The 14,763-nt window shown below is 65.5% G+C and carries 14 protein-coding genes; 7 read left to right on the forward strand and 7 right to left on the reverse strand.

Translation table 11 applies throughout. The annotated features are described in order from the left end of the window. The first annotated feature begins 337 nt into the window (after positions 1 to 337). Entirely contained in the window at positions 338 to 1,699 is a 1,362-nt protein-coding gene (locus EKH81_RS14120; RefSeq protein ID WP_132060107.1) for an LLM class flavin-dependent oxidoreductase, read from the forward strand. A 352-nt stretch (positions 1,700 to 2,051) separates the two neighbouring features. Here the strand turns inward: EKH81_RS14120 and EKH81_RS14125 are convergent, their stop codons facing one another. Beyond that, the gene (locus EKH81_RS14125; RefSeq protein ID WP_132060109.1) at positions 2,052 to 2,438 is read right to left on the reverse strand and encodes a YccF domain-containing protein; all 387 of its coding nucleotides are present in this window, start codon (positions 2,436 to 2,438) and stop codon (positions 2,052 to 2,054) included. Positions 2,439 to 2,551: 113 nt separating this feature from the next. Between EKH81_RS14125 and surE the strand changes: the two genes are divergently transcribed. Beyond that, complete coding sequence (gene surE, locus EKH81_RS14130; RefSeq protein WP_132060111.1) at positions 2,552 to 3,325, forward strand: 5'/3'-nucleotidase SurE; 774 nt, start codon at positions 2,552 to 2,554, stop codon at positions 3,323 to 3,325. Positions 3,326 to 3,447: 122 nt separating this feature from the next. On the opposite strand, the gene EKH81_RS14135 is transcribed toward surE, so the two are convergent. The 3 genes from EKH81_RS14135 to EKH81_RS14145 all read right to left on the reverse strand — a co-directional run bounded on the left by EKH81_RS14135 (position 3,448) and on the right by EKH81_RS14145 (position 6,337). Beyond that, a complete protein-coding gene (locus tag EKH81_RS14135; protein WP_132060113.1) occupies positions 3,448 to 3,642 on the reverse strand; it encodes a cold-shock protein in 195 nt (64 codons plus the stop codon). Positions 3,643 to 3,728: 86 nt separating this feature from the next. After that, on the reverse strand, positions 3,729 to 4,799 hold the full coding sequence (locus EKH81_RS14140; protein ID WP_132060115.1) for an ATP-binding protein: 1,071 nt from the start codon (positions 4,797 to 4,799) through the stop codon (positions 3,729 to 3,731). A gap of 128 nt (positions 4,800 to 4,927) precedes the next feature. Then, positions 4,928 to 6,337, reverse strand: a complete 1,410-nt coding sequence (locus EKH81_RS14145; RefSeq protein ID WP_132060117.1) for a class II fumarate hydratase — start codon at positions 6,335 to 6,337, stop codon at positions 4,928 to 4,930. Between the two features lie 121 nt (positions 6,338 to 6,458). On the opposite strand from EKH81_RS14145, the gene EKH81_RS14150 reads away from it, so the two are divergent. Genes EKH81_RS14150 through EKH81_RS14165 form a run of 4 tightly spaced genes read left to right on the forward strand, consistent with a single transcriptional unit; the run spans position 6,459 to position 11,009 of the window. Further along, entirely contained in the window at positions 6,459 to 7,745 is a 1,287-nt protein-coding gene (locus tag EKH81_RS14150) for an ABC transporter substrate-binding protein (protein WP_132060119.1), read from the forward strand. Between the two features lie 15 nt (positions 7,746 to 7,760). Beyond that, positions 7,761 to 8,843, forward strand: coding sequence for a carbohydrate ABC transporter permease (locus EKH81_RS14155; protein ID WP_238392196.1), 1,083 nt, complete (start codon positions 7,761 to 7,763; stop codon positions 8,841 to 8,843). Position 8,844: 1 nt separating this feature from the next. Beyond that, the gene (locus tag EKH81_RS14160; RefSeq protein ID WP_132060121.1) at positions 8,845 to 9,804 is read left to right on the forward strand and encodes a carbohydrate ABC transporter permease; all 960 of its coding nucleotides are present in this window, start codon (positions 8,845 to 8,847) and stop codon (positions 9,802 to 9,804) included. Positions 9,805 to 9,836: 32 nt separating this feature from the next. Beyond that, positions 9,837 to 11,009: an ABC transporter ATP-binding protein gene (locus tag EKH81_RS14165; protein WP_132060123.1), complete on the forward strand. Its 1,173-nt coding sequence runs from the start codon at positions 9,837 to 9,839 to the stop codon at positions 11,007 to 11,009. Between the two features lie 65 nt (positions 11,010 to 11,074). Here the strand turns inward: EKH81_RS14165 and EKH81_RS14170 are convergent, their stop codons facing one another. Continuing rightward, a complete protein-coding gene (locus EKH81_RS14170; RefSeq protein WP_132060125.1) occupies positions 11,075 to 11,881 on the reverse strand; it encodes a hypothetical protein in 807 nt (268 codons plus the stop codon). A gap of 290 nt (positions 11,882 to 12,171) precedes the next feature. On the opposite strand from EKH81_RS14170, the gene EKH81_RS14175 reads away from it, so the two are divergent. Next, positions 12,172 to 12,384, forward strand: a complete 213-nt coding sequence (locus EKH81_RS14175) for a DUF8141 family membrane protein (RefSeq protein ID WP_132060127.1) — start codon at positions 12,172 to 12,174, stop codon at positions 12,382 to 12,384. A gap of 32 nt (positions 12,385 to 12,416) precedes the next feature. Here the strand turns inward: EKH81_RS14175 and EKH81_RS14180 are convergent, their stop codons facing one another. Together EKH81_RS14180 and EKH81_RS14185 are read right to left on the reverse strand one after the other, a co-directional pair. Next, on the reverse strand, positions 12,417 to 12,671 hold the full coding sequence (locus tag EKH81_RS14180) for a BolA family protein (RefSeq protein WP_132060129.1): 255 nt from the start codon (positions 12,669 to 12,671) through the stop codon (positions 12,417 to 12,419). A 468-nt stretch (positions 12,672 to 13,139) separates the two neighbouring features. Then, positions 13,140 to 14,756, reverse strand: a complete 1,617-nt coding sequence (locus EKH81_RS14185; protein ID WP_132060131.1) for an alkaline phosphatase family protein — start codon at positions 14,754 to 14,756, stop codon at positions 13,140 to 13,142. Positions 14,757 to 14,763: the final 7 nt, after the last annotated feature.

Here is a 14,763-nt window from a genome sequence, read left to right on the forward strand (position 1 = left end):
GCGGGGCGGGCCCCCCCCCTTGTCGTGTTCTGCCGCCGGGGGGGTCGCGGGGGGGGGGGGGGGCCCCCCCGGGGGGCGGGCCCCCCCCCGCCACTGATTCGACAGTGCTGGCTGACTCGCCAGCTATCTGCTCGCAACCGCGAGAGGACAATATTCGTCCTCCGCGGTCACGCTCGGGCCGTCGGAGCGTGACCGCGCGAAACGTCCGAGGAAAGTTGGTCCCGGATTCGTATATAAATTCTCGGGACGACCTCGGACGGCGTCCGCCGTCCGAGGTCGTCCCGGGTTCTCGCCGCTATCCCCCGTCTTTTGGCCGCAGACTTCCACCTCCAAAACGATGACCGGAGAGCGGATGCACCTGAATCTGTTTACGATGAACGCTGTCGAGCACGTCACGACCGGCGACTGGCAGACGCCGGGCGACCAGTCCCACCGCTACACCGACATGGAGTACTGGCTCGACGTGGCCCGGACCGCCGAGCGCGGCGGCTTCGACGCGGTGTTCTTTGCGGACGTGCGCGGCGTCTACGACGTGTACGGCGGGAGTCGTGAGACCGCCATCGAGAAGGCGGTCCAGACGCCCGCGAACGACCCGCAGGCACTCGTCCCCGCGATGGCCGCCGTCACCGACCACCTCGGATTCGCGGTCACGCGCTCGACCACCTACGTCCACCCCTACCAGCTCGCGCGCGAACTCTCGACGCTCGACCACATCACCGACGGCCGCGTGGCGTTCAACATAGTCACCTCCTACCTCGAAAGCGCGGCCCGGAACCTCGGCCTCGACGAGCGCATGGACCACGACGAGCGTTACGACCGCGCCGACGAATTCATGGACGTGTCGTATCGGCTCTGGGAGGAGAGTTGGGACGGCGACTCCGTGATTCGCGACAAAGAACGCGGCGTCTACACCGACCCCGAGAAGGTCCGGGGCGTCGATTTCGAGGGCGAATATTTCACGGTGCCCGACCCCCACAGTTGCGAGCCGTCACCGCAGCGAACGCCGGTGCTGTATCAGGCGGGGTCGTCGGACCGCGGCCGAGATTTTGCGGCCGACAACGCCGAAGCGGTGTTCGTGAGCCAGCCGACCGAGGAGGGCGTCCGGAGCTACGTCGAGGACCTGCGCGAGCGCGCCGCCTCGAAAGGCAGAGACCCCGACGACCTCAAATTCTTCCCCGGCGTGGTCCCCATCGTGGGCGAGACCGAGGAAATCGCTCAGCAGAAGTACGAGACCTACGCTGAGAACGTCGATTACGAGGCGACGCTGGCACTACTTGCCGGTTTCACTGACATCGACTTCTCCGAACTCGACCCCGACCAAAAGGTCGAACACATCGAGACCGAGGCGATTCAGGGCGTCATCAACGCCTTCACCAAGAACGACCCCGACCGCGACTGGACCGTGGGCGAGGTCGCGGAGTTCGCGGGCTTGGGGTCCACGTCGCCAATCGTGGTCGGCGACCCCGAGCAGGTCGCCGACGAACTCCAGTACTGGTTCGAGGACGTGGGCGTAGACGGCTTCAACGTCAAGGAGGCGGTCCGGCCCGGCACCCTCCGGGACTTCGTGGACATGGTGGTGCCGGTCCTGCGCGAGCGCGGGCTTGTGCGCGAGGAGTACGAGGGTGAGACGTTGCGCGAGAATCTGTTCGAGGAGGAAGGACGGACGCGGCTTGCGGAGGACCACCCGGCGCGGCAGTGAAATTGGGGGAGTAACCGTCTGCGGTGCGGGTCATAGGCACCGTGTTGCTCGCAGTTCGGTGCTGTTTGGCGGTCGCCGTATTGATGCGGTTTGTTCGAACTCTCACCGCAAGCCCGCCTGAATATCTGCTTTCACAGCCTGTTCAGATACAGGGGAGCGCCCCATTCGCCCAAATCCGGGCGGGACTGAAAGGGGCCGCAGTCTCGGCGAAGACGGACGACGTAAGCACCGCAGGACGGAGTCCGAGGAGCGCAGCGAGTCCATCGAGCCGAGACGGCGGGGGCTTTCGAACTGGTCTCGCTGACAGTTCCGGCAGTTGCGCTCTCATCCGGAACTCCCGGTTTTCACCCCTTCAGTACCGATACAACGACACCACGAACGGAAGCTGATTGTACATCCAGATGGCGAGAGGCAGACCCACCACGGTCAGCGAAATCGCGTACGCGATTCCCGTCCAGACGCCGCTGGCCCACCACCCGACGAGGACGAAATAAATGCCTCTGACGACCAGACTCGGCTGGTCGTGCCTTCCGGACTCGGTGACGAGCGTCCCGGTTCGGTTCTTCAGACTCAGCACCTTCGGCACCGCGTTTATCATTTTGATACCGACCGGCAGGCCGATGATGGTGACGTTGAGGAACCACGCGACCGAGAGCCAGATTCCCGTGGCCCACCACCCGACGACGAGGAACCAGAGGGCACGAACCGCGAGCGAGTGCTGTCCGTTTGGGTTCGACATTGGACGTGAGGGTTCGCGCTTCGAGGAATAAGCTTTCCGGGAGCGAATCGGTTCGTCTCGCATTCGACCCGTTGCGGTAGTGTTTTTGTTCGGCCACCCACAGTTGAGGCCACATGACCGACTCGCTCGAAATCCTGCTCACCAACGACGACGGGATAGACAGTCCCGGCATCCGGGCGCTCTACGACGAACTCGCGACGGTCGGCAACGTCACGACCGTCGCGCCCGCCGACGACCAGAGCGCGGTCGGTCGGGCGATGTCCTACGAGGTCGAGGTCGAGGACCACGAACTCGGCCACGCGGTCCACGGCACGCCCTCCGACTGCATCGTGGCCGGACTCGCCGAAATCGGGCCGTACCCCGACGTGGTCGTGTCGGGGTGCAACGAGGGCGCGAATCTGGGCGCGCACATCCTCGGCCGGTCGGGCACTGTGAGCGCCGCTGTCGAGGCCGCGTTCTTCGGCGTTCCGGCCATCGCGGCGTCGCTCCACATCCCCCAAGACGAGTGGCCGCGCGAGACGACAGTCGAGGAGTACGCCGAAGTCGCCGAGTCGGTCCGGTATCTGGTCGAGCAGGCTCCCGACGCGGGCGTGTTCGAACACGCCGAGTACCTCAACGTCAACGCGCCGCTCCCCGAGGACGGCCGCGCGCCGATGGAAGTCACTCGACCGTCGCACGTCTACGACATGGAGGCCACGCGTGACGACGACGGCGTGGTCTCGCTCCACGACAACACGTGGACCCAGATGGAGTCCGACGCCCTGCCCGACCCCGAGGGGACCGACCGACGCGCGGTGTACGAGGGGAGAATCAGCGTCTCGCCGCTGACCGCGCCCCACACTACCGAGCATCACGACGCGCTCGACGACCTCGCCGAGCGGTACTGACGCGCCGAAACGGTCAGTCAGGAATGCGTCGCGAGTCGATTTTCGAGACCGTCGCTCTCGGGTGAGTTTTCGAAAAATTCCGCAGTAGTAGTGCTGTCGTCGTGAGACGACTGCTCGTTAACTTAGACGCGCTCGACGTTGGTCGCGCGCGGGCCCTTGGGGGCCTGTTCGATGTCGAATTCGATTTCCGTTCCCTCTTCGAGGTCGGGGCCGCCAACGTCCTCCATGTGGAAGAATACGTCGTCGTCCGCGTCGTCCGTCGAGATGAAACCGTAGCCGCCAGTGTCGTTGAAGAAATCAACGTTGCCTTTCGCCATTACGATTCAACGTAGTCACCCTCGACGCATAACGCTTCCGAGGGTCGCGGTATCACGGTGCCCGCGTCGGCGTGCCACGCCGACGCTCACCTCGACTGACCGCGCTCGGGCGCGACGACTTCGACTGACGAGAACTCGAACCGAGCGCCGCCCGCCTCGCTCTCGGTCACGGTGCAGTCCCAGTCGTAGGTCTCGGCGAGTCGCGCGACGAACGTGAGTCCGAGTCCGATGCCGCCCGCGTCGGTGGTGTACCCCGCGTCGAACACGGTCTCGCGCGCTTCGACCGGGATTCCGGAGCCGTCGTCCTCGACGTAGAATCCGGTTGGACCCCCCGAGTCGTCGAGGTCGCCGACGCGAATCGTGACTTCGGGGTCGCCGTGTTCCACTGAGTTTTTGAACAGATTTTCGAGCAGGTGGCGGAGGTGGACCGGGTCGGCCCGAATCACTCGGTCGGTCTCGATGTCGAGGGTCGCGGTCTCCAGTTTCAAATCCGCCCACGCTTCGGTCGCCACTTCGCGGAGCGCGACCGACTCCCACTCGACCTGCGCCTCGGACTTGCGCGCCGTGACGAGCAGAATCTCTATCATCTCCTCGATTCGGTCGAGAGCGCCCTCGACTTCGTCGGCCGCGGTTTCGTCGCCGTCGGCCGCCGATTGGAGGTAGATTTGGGCGATGCTCAACGGATTTCGAAGCTCGTGGGCGAGCATGCTCGCGAAGCTTTCGAGGCGTTCGTTCTGCTCGGCCAACTGTCGCTCGTGTCGCTCGGCCTCGTAGGCCCGCGTCATGGCGCGCGCTTCGTTCACGCCGATTCCGAGACCGCCCGCGGCACCGAGCGCGGAGCCGAACGACGCGGTCCACGACAGTTGGTTCACCTCGACTCCGGGGTTGAGTACGAGCAGACCCACGACGCCGAGTAGCAGTCCGAGACCGCCGAAACACCACCGCGCGACCCGCGGGTACGTCTCCGCGTCGAGGTCGGTTCCGGGGAGCCAGCGCCCGGTATAGAGTATCACGCCGCCGGGAACGGCGATGAGAACGAAATCTATCGCCGTCCCGCCGAGTATCTCGCCTGCCGCCACGTCGATTCCCGCTAACGCGACGGCGAGTGCGATGTAAGACCCTCCGAGGGCGGCGATGACGCGCGGCCAGCGAACCATTACTCCACCTAGACCGTCGGGAGCCAATTATACGATTCGGATTCGGGGGCCGCTCGCACGCGAGCGGCCCCCGAATCCGCCGACTCGACAGGATTCGGTTCGCGCGACTCGACGACCGTCGGGTCGCGCTACTCGTCGCGTCCGAGAATCCCGCGGTGAGTCATCGCCTCGGGGTCGATGATTTCGTCGGCTTCCTCCTCGCTGAGGTAGCCCTTCTCGACGACGACTTCGCGGACGGTCTTGCCCTCCGCGAGCGCGGCTTTCGCGGCCTTGCTCGCCTTGTCGTAGCCGATGTGGGGGTTGAGCGCGGTGGCGAGCGCCATGCTCTGTTCGACCTGCGCCTCGCAGTGCTCTTCGTTGGCCTCCAGTTTCCGGACGAACTTCTCGGCGAACACCTCCGCGGAGTTAGCGAGGAGTTCGGCCGATTCGAGGAAGTTGTGGGCCAACACGGGCTTGTAGAGGTTGAGGTCGATTTGGCCCTCGGCGGCACCGGCGCTCACGGCGGCGTCGTTGCCGACCACCTGTTTGTGGACCTGATTGACCGCTTCGGCCACCACGGGGTTGATTTTGCCGGGCATGATGGAGCTACCGGGCTGATTCTCGGGCTGTTCGAGTTCGCCGAGACCGTTCCGCGGGCCGGACGCCAGCAAGCGGAGGTCGTTCGCGATTTTGTTGAGCGACCCCGCGATGGTCCGGAGCGCGCCGTGGGCCTCGCTCATCGCGTCGTGGGCGGCCTGCGCTTCGAAGTGATTGTCGGCCTCGCGGAACGAGACGCCGGTCTCCTCGGAGATGTACTCGGCCGCTTTCTCGGGGAACTCGGAGTGGGTGTTCAGCCCCGTGCCGACCGCGGTACCGCCGAGCGCGAGTTCCGAGAGGTGGTCGCGGGCGTAGTCCACGCGGGCGAGACCCTTCTCGACCTGCGTGCGATAGCCGCCGAACTCCTGACCGAGTCGGACCGGCGTGGCGTCCTGGAGGTGGGTCCGGCCGGTCTTGACCACGCCGTCGAACTCCTCTTCTTTGGCTTCGAGCGCCTCTCGGAGCGTGTCGAGCGCGGGCAGGAGGTCCTTCTCGACGGCTTCGAGGCTCGCGACGTGCATCGCGGTCGGAATCACGTCGTTCGAGGACTGGCCGAAGTTGACGTGGTCGTTGGGGTGAATCTCGCGCGTGCCGAGGTCGCCGCCGTAGATTTCTGTCGCGCGGTTGGCGATGACCTCGTTGGCGTTCATGTTCGAGGACGTGCCCGACCCGGTCTGGAACACGTCCACCGGGAACTGGTCGTCGTGGTCGCCCGCGATGACCTCGTCGGCGGCCGCCACGATGGCGTCGGCCTTGTCGTCGGGGACGAGTCCGAGGTCGCGGTTAGCCTGCGCGGCGGCCTTCTTGACCACGCCGAGCGCGCGGACGAACCGGCGGCCGAACGTGATTCCCGAGATGGGGAAGTTTTCGAGCGCGCGCTGGGTCTGTGCGCCCCAGTAAGCGTCCGCGGGTACTCGCATCTCGCCGAGGCTGTCCTCCTCGATTCGGTAGTCGTCGCTCATATCCGAGGGGTCTGCGGCCACGGATAAAATCATTCTCACTCGGGCGCGCGCGTCGGCCCCGATTTTATCCTAGAAAAACATTAAGTACCGCGTCGTTGGGTGTACGGTGGGGGAAATACAAATGGTGTTTGGGGAAACATCGGGCGGCATCGACAGACGAACGTATCTCAAACTCGCGGCGCTCCTGGGTGGCGCAGGCTCGGTCACGAACGCCGCCGCGCAGGACGGTCAGGAGTGGTCCAACACGCTGGAGGTGATGCACGGGTGGACCGGCGGCGACGGCGCGGAGGCCATCGACGCGCTGGCCGAGGCGTTCGGGAGCGAGTATCCCGACATGGAGGCCAACTTCCGGCCCATCGGCGGGGCCGGAAACGTGAACTTGGACCAGGCGGTCGCACAGCGACTCAGGGCAGGCGAACCGCCGAGCGCGTTCGCCGGGTGGCCGGGCAACAATCTGGTGCAGTACGAGGGCGTCCTCGGCGACATCGAAGCCGACGTGTGGGACGAGGCGGGCCTGAAGGAGGCCCACACCGAGGAGGCCGTCGAGGCGTGTCGATTTCAGGACGGCTTCTCGGCGGTGCCAATCGGGTCGCACCGCATGAACGACCTGTTCTACAACGTCGAGGTGGTCGAGCAGGCGGGCGTTGACCCCGAGGGTATCGACAGTTTCGACGCGTGGGTCGAGGCGCTCGACGCGGTGGCGTCGGAGACCGACGCGGTGCCGTACGCGAATTCGCTGGAGCCGTGGGTCGTCCTCCAGTTCTGGGCCGTCATCATGCAGGGCACACAGGGCTACGACGCCTACATGAACTTCATTGAGGGCGAGGGCGACGAGGAGGCGGTGCGGGCGTCGTTCGAGAACGCTCAAACCGTCCTCTCGGAGTACCTGAACGAGGACGCCCCGGAGATAGACTTCACCGAGGCGAATCAGGCCATCATGGCGGGCGACGCCGCGTTCATCCACCAGGGGAACTGGGTCGCGGGCGCGTACGTGAACGAGGGACTCGAATTCGGCACCGACTGGGGCCGCATCCAGTTCCCCGGCACCGAGAACATGTACGGGCTTCACATCGACTCGTTCATCTATCCGGGCGGCGACCTCGACAATCCGAGTCCCGAGGAGGCGAAGGCGTTCCTCCGGTTCGCCGGGTCCGAGACCGCCCACGTCGCGTTCAATCAGTACAAGGGGTCGATTCCGACCCGGGAGGTGCCGACCGACGAGTTCAGTCCGTACCTGACCGAGACAATCGAGGACTTCGCGGCGGCCGAACAGCGGCCGCCGACGATTGCCCACGGTCTCGCGGTGACACAGGACGTGCAATCCGACCTCGAAGACGCGCTCTCGGACAACTTCCTCGACCCGTACAACGTGGACGCAGTCACGAGCCGATTCATGGAAATCGTGTAGCACTCGCGAACAGGGATGAGGGACGAACTACGCGCGGTCGTCGAGAGGTGGCGCGACCGGGGGACCGAGACCGGCGGGGACGGCGCGGCCGACGGAGACGGCGCGACCAAGACCGACGGCGGTACCGAGACCGGCGGGGACACCGCGACCGACGGCGGTACCGAGACCGGCGGGGACACCGCCACCACCGGAGAGTTCCGGAGCGAGCGGTCGAGAATCCGCCGGATTCTCGACCGCGACATCGTCCAGTCCGCGCCGTTCTGGCTCCCGCCGTTCCTGTTGATGGGGTTTTTCGTCTACGCCGCCATCGGGTGGAACTTCGCCATCTCGCTCACCGACTACGCGGGGTTCGGGAGCATCGACTACTCCGAACTCGGCTTCGAGAACTACCGGGCGATGCTCAGCGACCCCGCGATGTGGGAGGCGACTCGAAACACCTTCGCGCTGTTGGTCGGATTCACGCTGGTGTGTCTGGTGGTCGGTCTCGTCCTCGCCATCCTGCTCGACCGCGAGGTCCGGTTCGGCCGGACGTTCCGGACCATCTACCTCCTGCCGATGAGCCTGTCGTTCATCGTGACCGCGCAGTTCTGGATGTGGATGTACAACTTCAACTTCGGCATCGTGAACCAGACGCTCGGCGCGTTCGGTCTCGGGCCGTACAGTTGGCTCGGGAATCCGCAGTTGGTGTTGGGGTCGGTGATTTTCGCGCTCGTCTGGCAGTTCAGCGGCTACACGATGGTGGTGTATCTCGCGGCGCTCCGCGCGATACCGAACGACCAGTACGAGGCCGCGAAGGTGGACGGCGCGAGCACGCTCCGGATGTACCGGCGGGTCATCGTACCCCAACTCAAGCCGGCGATGGTGAGCGCGTCGGTCGTCCTGGTGTTGTTCGCGCTCAAGGCGTTCGACTTCCTGTACGCCATCTGGGGGTATCGCCCGCGGCGGGGCGCGGACATCCTCGCCACGAAGATGATTCGCGAGGCGTTCAACAAGCAGGAGTGGGCGTACGCGTCGTCCATCGCCATCCTGCTGTTCGCGCTCTCGCTCGCGGTCATCGCGCCGTATCTCTACCAACAGCACAGGCAGGGGAATCTGTGACATGAGCCGAGAAACCGCCACGTCAGACAGTGTAGCCGACCGCGAGACGGCTTCGGACGACCGTTCTGACGGCCGAATCGACCGCCGGACGCTCGCGAGCGTCCGGCGGGTCGGCCTGTACGCCGCCCTGCTCGGTCTGGTCGCGTTCTACCTCGTCCCGGTCGAGACGGGGCTGGTGACCTCGTTCAAGACGAGCGAAGCCGTCCGAACCACGCTCCCGTTCCTGCCGCCGGGGCCGGGCGGTGCGACCATCGAGAAGTGGCAGTTCGCGTTCGGCGCGCTCTCGAACGGGATGGTGAACAGCATGCTGTTCACCGTCCCCTCGACGCTTCTGTGCGCCATCCTCGGGAGCATGGCGGCCTACGGCCTGACGCTGGTAGACTGGCGCGGACAGGTCGCGGTCCTCGCGCTGTTCATCGCGGGCATCTTCATCCCGTATCAGGCGGTCATCATCCCGCTGACGGAGTTCTGGTCGGTGTGGGTCGAGTTGGACGAACGATTGGCGTTCCTGTGGGCGCTCCCCCTGCTCGAAGAGCATCACGCGACCATCCTCGAACTCATCGTGACACACACCGCCTACGGGATTCCCATCTGCACGATTCTGTTCCGGGCGCAGTACCAGACGATGTCGTGGGAGATGATAGAGGCGGCGCGACTCGACGGCGCGTCGCTCTGGCGCGTCTATCGGCGTATCGTCCTGCCGCTGTCGGTGCCGATGTTCGCTGTCGTCTTTATCTTCCAGTTCACGCAGGTGTGGAACGAGTTCCTGTTCTCGCTCACCATCATCCGGAGCGTCAGCGACCCCGCCGCGTCGGTCACGCTGATACTCTCGGGACTCGGCGAGGCACTCGAAGGCGTGGACTTCCCGCTCCGGATGGCCGGGGCCTTCGTCTCGGCGCTTCCGACCCTCATCGTCTACGTCCTGTTCTCCGACCAGTTCGCGGAAGGGGTGCGAGTGTAACCGCGCGCCCCACACAATCACCGATTTCAGCCATGGCAAAAACCGAACTCGACCACGTGACGAAGCGATACACCGAACGAGACGGCAGCGAAATCGTGGCGGTGGACGACGTGTCGCTGACCATCGAGGACGGCGAGTTCCTCGTCCTCGTCGGTCCCTCGGGGTGCGGAAAGTCCACCACCCTGCGGATGGTGGCGGGCCTCGAAACCGTGACCGACGGCGAAATCCGACTCGACGGACGGGTCATCAACGACCTCCCGGCCAGAGACCGCGAGATAGCGATGGTGTTCCAGTCGTACGCGCTCTACCCCCACATGACCGTCCGGGAGAACATGGCGTTCGGACTGGAGGAGGCGACCGACCTCTCGGACGCCGAAATCGCCGACCGCGTCGAGGGGACCGCGGAGATGATGGACATCGACCGCCTGCTGGACCGGACGCCGAGCGACCTCTCGGGCGGCCAGCAACAGCGGGTCGCGCTCGGGCGCGCCATCGTGCGCGACCCGGCGGTGTTCCTGCTCGACGAACCCCTCTCGAACCTCGACGCCAAACTCCGGGGCCAGATGCGGACCGAACTCCAGCGACTCCAGGCCGACCTCGGCACCACGACCATCTACGTGACCCACGACCAGACCGAGGCGATGACGATGGGCGACCGCATCGCCATCCTCGACGACGGCCGGCTCCAGCAGGTCGGCACGCCCCTCGAATGCTACCACGAACCCGCGAACCTGTTCGTCGCGGGGTTCGTCGGCGAACCCCCGATGAACTTCTTCGAGGTGGACCTCGAAAACGGAACCCTCGTCGGCCAGCAGTTCGAGTACCCGCTCTCCGAGCGGACGCTCGCCGACGTGCGCGACCACGACCGACTCGTTCTCGGGGTCCGCCCGGAGGCCGTCGAACTGGTCGCCGACGCCGAGACGCCCCGCGATTTCCGCGCGACCGTGGACGTGGTCGAACCGATGGGAAACGAGAACACGGTGTACCTCGCGTTCGACGCGGGCGACGTGTCCGAGACCGCCGGCGCGTCCGCCGACGCCGAGACGTTCGTCGTCACGGTGTCGGGCATGCGCCGGGTTGAGGCCGGACAGCAGGTGGTCGTCCGCATCCCCGAGGACGCGATTCACCTGTTCGACCGCGAGACGGGCGAGGCGTTGCACAACCGCGAACTGGAGACCGCCGAGGCCGCGCCGCCGAACTTCTGACCGGGGCGATTCGGTCTCGACCGGTCGAGAGAATCGAGGACGTGACGGTCCGCGACAGAGACAAATTAGCTCCCCGGGAAGCGGCCGAGACCCCCGATCTGCGCGAGCAAAGGTGCCGAGAGAGCGATTGCCGCCAGAAGGAACGCCACAGTCGTCCGGCGCAGTCGACTGTCGTACGCGTTCAGGCCGTCGGGGTCAGCGACGAGCAGTGGTATCACGTGCGCTAGTAGCCTCACCGGAGTCCTGACGGTCGGTTGGTCGGAGTCCCGGGGCAGTTGCCGGAGTTGCCGGGCCGACCAGACGCTGTACCCGGACAGCGAGACTGCGATACCGACCCACGAAACTGCGAGCGCGGCGACACCAATCGCCAGACTCGCCCCGGGTACCAGCATCACATAAATCATGAATCCGGTCAGCGACAGAAAGAGGAAGCCGACCGAGGCCGCAAAGAGTGCTCCGAACGCCTCTCCGAGCGTTTCGGGGCTCAAAAACATGTCGGAACTGACGTGAACCGCTTCGGACTCCGTCTCCTCATCGGCGGCGGAACGGTCCCCCGACTGCTCTTGATAATCTTGGGTCTTGTGCGGAGGCGAGTGAGAGCGGTCGGAACGGTCGCGGTGCGTCCGTTGAAAATACCATCTCAAGACGATTGCCAGGAGCGCGCTTCCCACCACCATGATTGCTCCAACACGGAGGCCGAGAGCGGGGTCTGGAGCTGGCTGATTGTTCCCTCCGATGATGATGACCACGACCCCGCCGACTTTGATTCCCGTTCCGAACACGCCGAGACGGAAGCTAATCCCCGTCCGGTTCAGGATTTCGTGATACGAAACGTCTGCCCCGGAATTCTCGGCAGTCTCGGCGGCGTTCATGCACAGCAACCACGGGAGGAACAGGAAGGCACCGACGCCGCCGAGCAAGCCAGCAATCGCGCCGTAGAGAGGACTTTCGAGCACTCCGACACCGGCCGCAGTCAGTAGGGTACCGAAGAGTACGCCATAGACAGCGCCGTACGACCAGAGATATAACACGTTGTCCTCCGTTTTAGTGGTGGACACGGAAGATAGTTAATAAATACTGATACGAATGTGTTTCGAATATCTGGCTCGCTTCTCAAATCGTATTAACTAAACAGTGCCGACGAGAACGTCGTCTCATCCCCATGTCACAAGGTCTCTCGCAGTGGTTCGACTCGATGCCCTTCGCACAGCAAATTATCGTCCTCGCGCTCGTCTTGGACCCCCTCGGATTCGGCGCGGGCTACCTCCTCGCGCCCTCGCTCGGCGTCGAACCGCTGATGGGCGGGGTGTACGGTCTCGTCGCGGCCAGCATGCCGCTGTCGCTCCACGTCATGCGAGAAGCGTCGGACGAGTAGCGGGCTACTTCTCCGATTCGGAAAGTAGCGGGCTACTCCTCAGCTTCGGCGTACTCCTCGGGCGTGTAGGTCGTGAGTTCGAGCGCGTGGATATCGGTCGTCATGTGGTCGCCGAGCGCGTCGTACACCAGCTGATGCTGCTGGACGAGTCGTTCGCCCTCGAACGCGGGTGAGACGACGGTCGCCGCGAGGTGGTCCTCGTCGTGCGTTCCGCGCGGGTGGGTGACGGTCGCCTTGGCGTCTTCGAGGTTCTCCTCGATGAGTCGCTTCACGTCGTCGGGGTTCATGAGTCGGCGTAGGCGCGGCCGGGCAAAAGGCGTGTGGGTCTGAGACTGAGAGGTGAATACGCTTCGTACCGAGAGGAATTGCGGTCTCATGGGCATCGGGATAGGTGGCGTCTCGCTGTTCGAACACTTGCTTCTGCGCTTTACGCCGAACGTCGCCGTCGTGTTGTAGAAAGCCCCCACCCGGTCGCTCTGTGTCGAAGACAGCAACAGCATGAACACCTCGAAAGCCCCCGCCCGGTCGCGGTCGCTCAGCGACATATCTCGGCCTCTCCGCACTGCCCGGCCGAGATAGGGGTCGCTGAGACGACCACGTAAACGCGACCGGGCGGCCCCTTTCATTCCCACCCGTTGCCTGTGTCACCGGCCGTTTTCGGTGGTCTGTGTCACCGGCCGTTTCCCGGCGGATTGTGTCACCGAGCGCCCGAACCTCGCCAGTAGGTCGCCGAAATCGCGGACGTTTCGCGGTCGCTACTCCAGATACCCCAAATCCGAGAGGCGCTCGGCCACGTCTTCGTCCTCGGTCGATTCCTGCGTCGCGGGGTCGTACTCGGGGTACGACCGGGGTTCGGGCGCGTCCACCCCGGAGAGCGCGTCGCCGTCCATCAGGTCGGCGGGCGCCAGGCCGAGGGTCGCGAGCACCGTCGGGGCCACGTCGAACAGGTGCGCGCCGGTGAGGTCGGCGTCCGAATCGACGGCGTCTCCGGCGAGCGCGACCACGCCCTCGGGCTTGTGGTTCCACGGTTCGGGGTCGCCGAACTCCTCGCCGACGAGCGCCGACAGCGAGTGCTGGAAGTCGGTCGGCACCGCGAGGAGGTCCACCGCCTCGTCGGCGTAGGGACCGTAGATGTACTCCTCGCGCGCGACGACCTCCTCGAAGACGGGCGTGCCCTCGGGCGTGGTGGCGTTCGACAGCAGAGATATTATCTCGTCGCGCACGCGCTCGTACTCGCCCGCGGGCACGACGCCGTCGGGGTCTCGGCCCTCGAGGTTGAGTCTGACGCCCAGTTCGGACGGCGACCGGAGGTAGGCACGCGACGCCCTGAAATCCACCGCGTCGCTCGCGGCGAACACCGCGCCGACCGGGACGTGCCTGCCGACGAACTCCGCGAGACCGAGGCGTTCGAGGACCGCCTTGCCGCGCTGGTACGTGATGCCGACGCTCGCGGCGGTCGCGGCGAGTCGTTCGAGGAGCGGGCGTCCGGAGTCGCCGTCGTCGTCACCCCCGCGCTCGCCCTCGGTGAGTTGTTCGTCCTTGATTTTGAACCACGAGGGGACGCCCTGCCCGCCGGTCGTGGTCTCGACCACGCCCGCCTCGCGGAGGAACTGATTCACTCGGAACTCGTGGCCCTCGTACTCGCCCATGCCGTGGTCGCTCGCGACGACGACAGTGTCCGGGTCGCACTCCGCGAGAATCTCGCCCACCTGCTCGTCCACCTCGCGGTAGATGGCCCGGACCTTCTCGTGGTCGCCGGGGTAGTCGTGAAACACGGCGTCGGTCTTCTGGAACTGGACGAAGCCGAACTCGGGGTCGAAGCGGTCGGCGAGATACCGGAACGCCCCGCCGCGCATCCGAGCGAGTTCGAGGTAGTCCTCGAATCGGTCGTCGCCCGCGCGCTCGTCGGTCTCGCGCCGGGCGTACACCCGGTAGTCGCCCAGTTCCTCGCGCACGTCGTCGAGGATTCCCTCGGGGTGACACCGCGGGTCTTCGGAGGCCAAGTACCCCGGCACGACAGCGCCGTCGATTTCGGGCGGCGGACTCGTGACCGGCGCGTTCACGACCACGCTCGTCAGGCCCGCGTCGTCGGCGTACTCCCAGAGGGTGCGCTCGCGCACGTCGGTCGCGTTCACGATGTCCCAGTCGTAGCCGTCGAATCGCAGGAAGTCGAAGACGCCGTGTTTGCCGGGGTTCGCGCCGGTGTAGAGCGAGGGCCACGCACTCGCGGTCCACGGCGGGATTTGGGATTCGAGTTCCCCCGTCGCCCCGTCCTCGAACACCGATTCGAGGTGCGGCAGGTCGCCGTCCTCGAACAGGGGTCGGAGTACCGGGAAACACGCGGCGTCGAGTCCGACCAAGAGGGTCTGCATACGTCGA

This window comes from Halorussus amylolyticus (assembly GCF_004143485.2).
Lineage (GTDB): Archaea > Halobacteriota > Halobacteria > Halobacteriales > Haladaptataceae > Halorussus > Halorussus amylolyticus.

What these genes read in the sequence shown, in the direction of transcription:
- EKH81_RS14120 (WP_132060107.1), top strand. Translation starts at nt 338, where the DNA reads ATGACCGGAGAGCGGATGCACCTGAATCTGTTTACGATGAACGCTGTC.
- EKH81_RS14125 (WP_132060109.1), bottom strand. Translation starts at nt 2,438, where the DNA reads ATGTCGAACCCAAACGGACAGCACTCGCTCGCGGTTCGTGCCCTCTGG.
- surE (WP_132060111.1), top strand. Translation starts at nt 2,552, where the DNA reads ATGACCGACTCGCTCGAAATCCTGCTCACCAACGACGACGGGATAGAC.
- EKH81_RS14135 (WP_132060113.1), bottom strand. Translation starts at nt 3,642, where the DNA reads ATGGCGAAAGGCAACGTTGATTTCTTCAACGACACTGGCGGCTACGGT.
- EKH81_RS14140 (WP_132060115.1), bottom strand. Translation starts at nt 4,799, where the DNA reads ATGGTTCGCTGGCCGCGCGTCATCGCCGCCCTCGGAGGGTCTTACATC.
- EKH81_RS14145 (WP_132060117.1), bottom strand. Translation starts at nt 6,337, where the DNA reads ATGAGCGACGACTACCGAATCGAGGAGGACAGCCTCGGCGAGATGCGA.
- EKH81_RS14150 (WP_132060119.1), top strand. Translation starts at nt 6,459, where the DNA reads ATGGTGTTTGGGGAAACATCGGGCGGCATCGACAGACGAACGTATCTC.
- EKH81_RS14155 (WP_238392196.1), top strand. Translation starts at nt 7,761, where the DNA reads ATGAGGGACGAACTACGCGCGGTCGTCGAGAGGTGGCGCGACCGGGGG.
- EKH81_RS14160 (WP_132060121.1), top strand. Translation starts at nt 8,845, where the DNA reads ATGAGCCGAGAAACCGCCACGTCAGACAGTGTAGCCGACCGCGAGACG.
- EKH81_RS14165 (WP_132060123.1), top strand. Translation starts at nt 9,837, where the DNA reads ATGGCAAAAACCGAACTCGACCACGTGACGAAGCGATACACCGAACGA.
- EKH81_RS14170 (WP_132060125.1), bottom strand. Translation starts at nt 11,881, where the DNA reads ATGAACGCCGCCGAGACTGCCGAGAATTCCGGGGCAGACGTTTCGTAT.
- EKH81_RS14175 (WP_132060127.1), top strand. Translation starts at nt 12,172, where the DNA reads ATGTCACAAGGTCTCTCGCAGTGGTTCGACTCGATGCCCTTCGCACAG.
- EKH81_RS14180 (WP_132060129.1), bottom strand. Translation starts at nt 12,671, where the DNA reads ATGAACCCCGACGACGTGAAGCGACTCATCGAGGAGAACCTCGAAGAC.
- EKH81_RS14185 (WP_132060131.1), bottom strand. Translation starts at nt 14,756, where the DNA reads ATGCAGACCCTCTTGGTCGGACTCGACGCCGCGTGTTTCCCGGTACTC.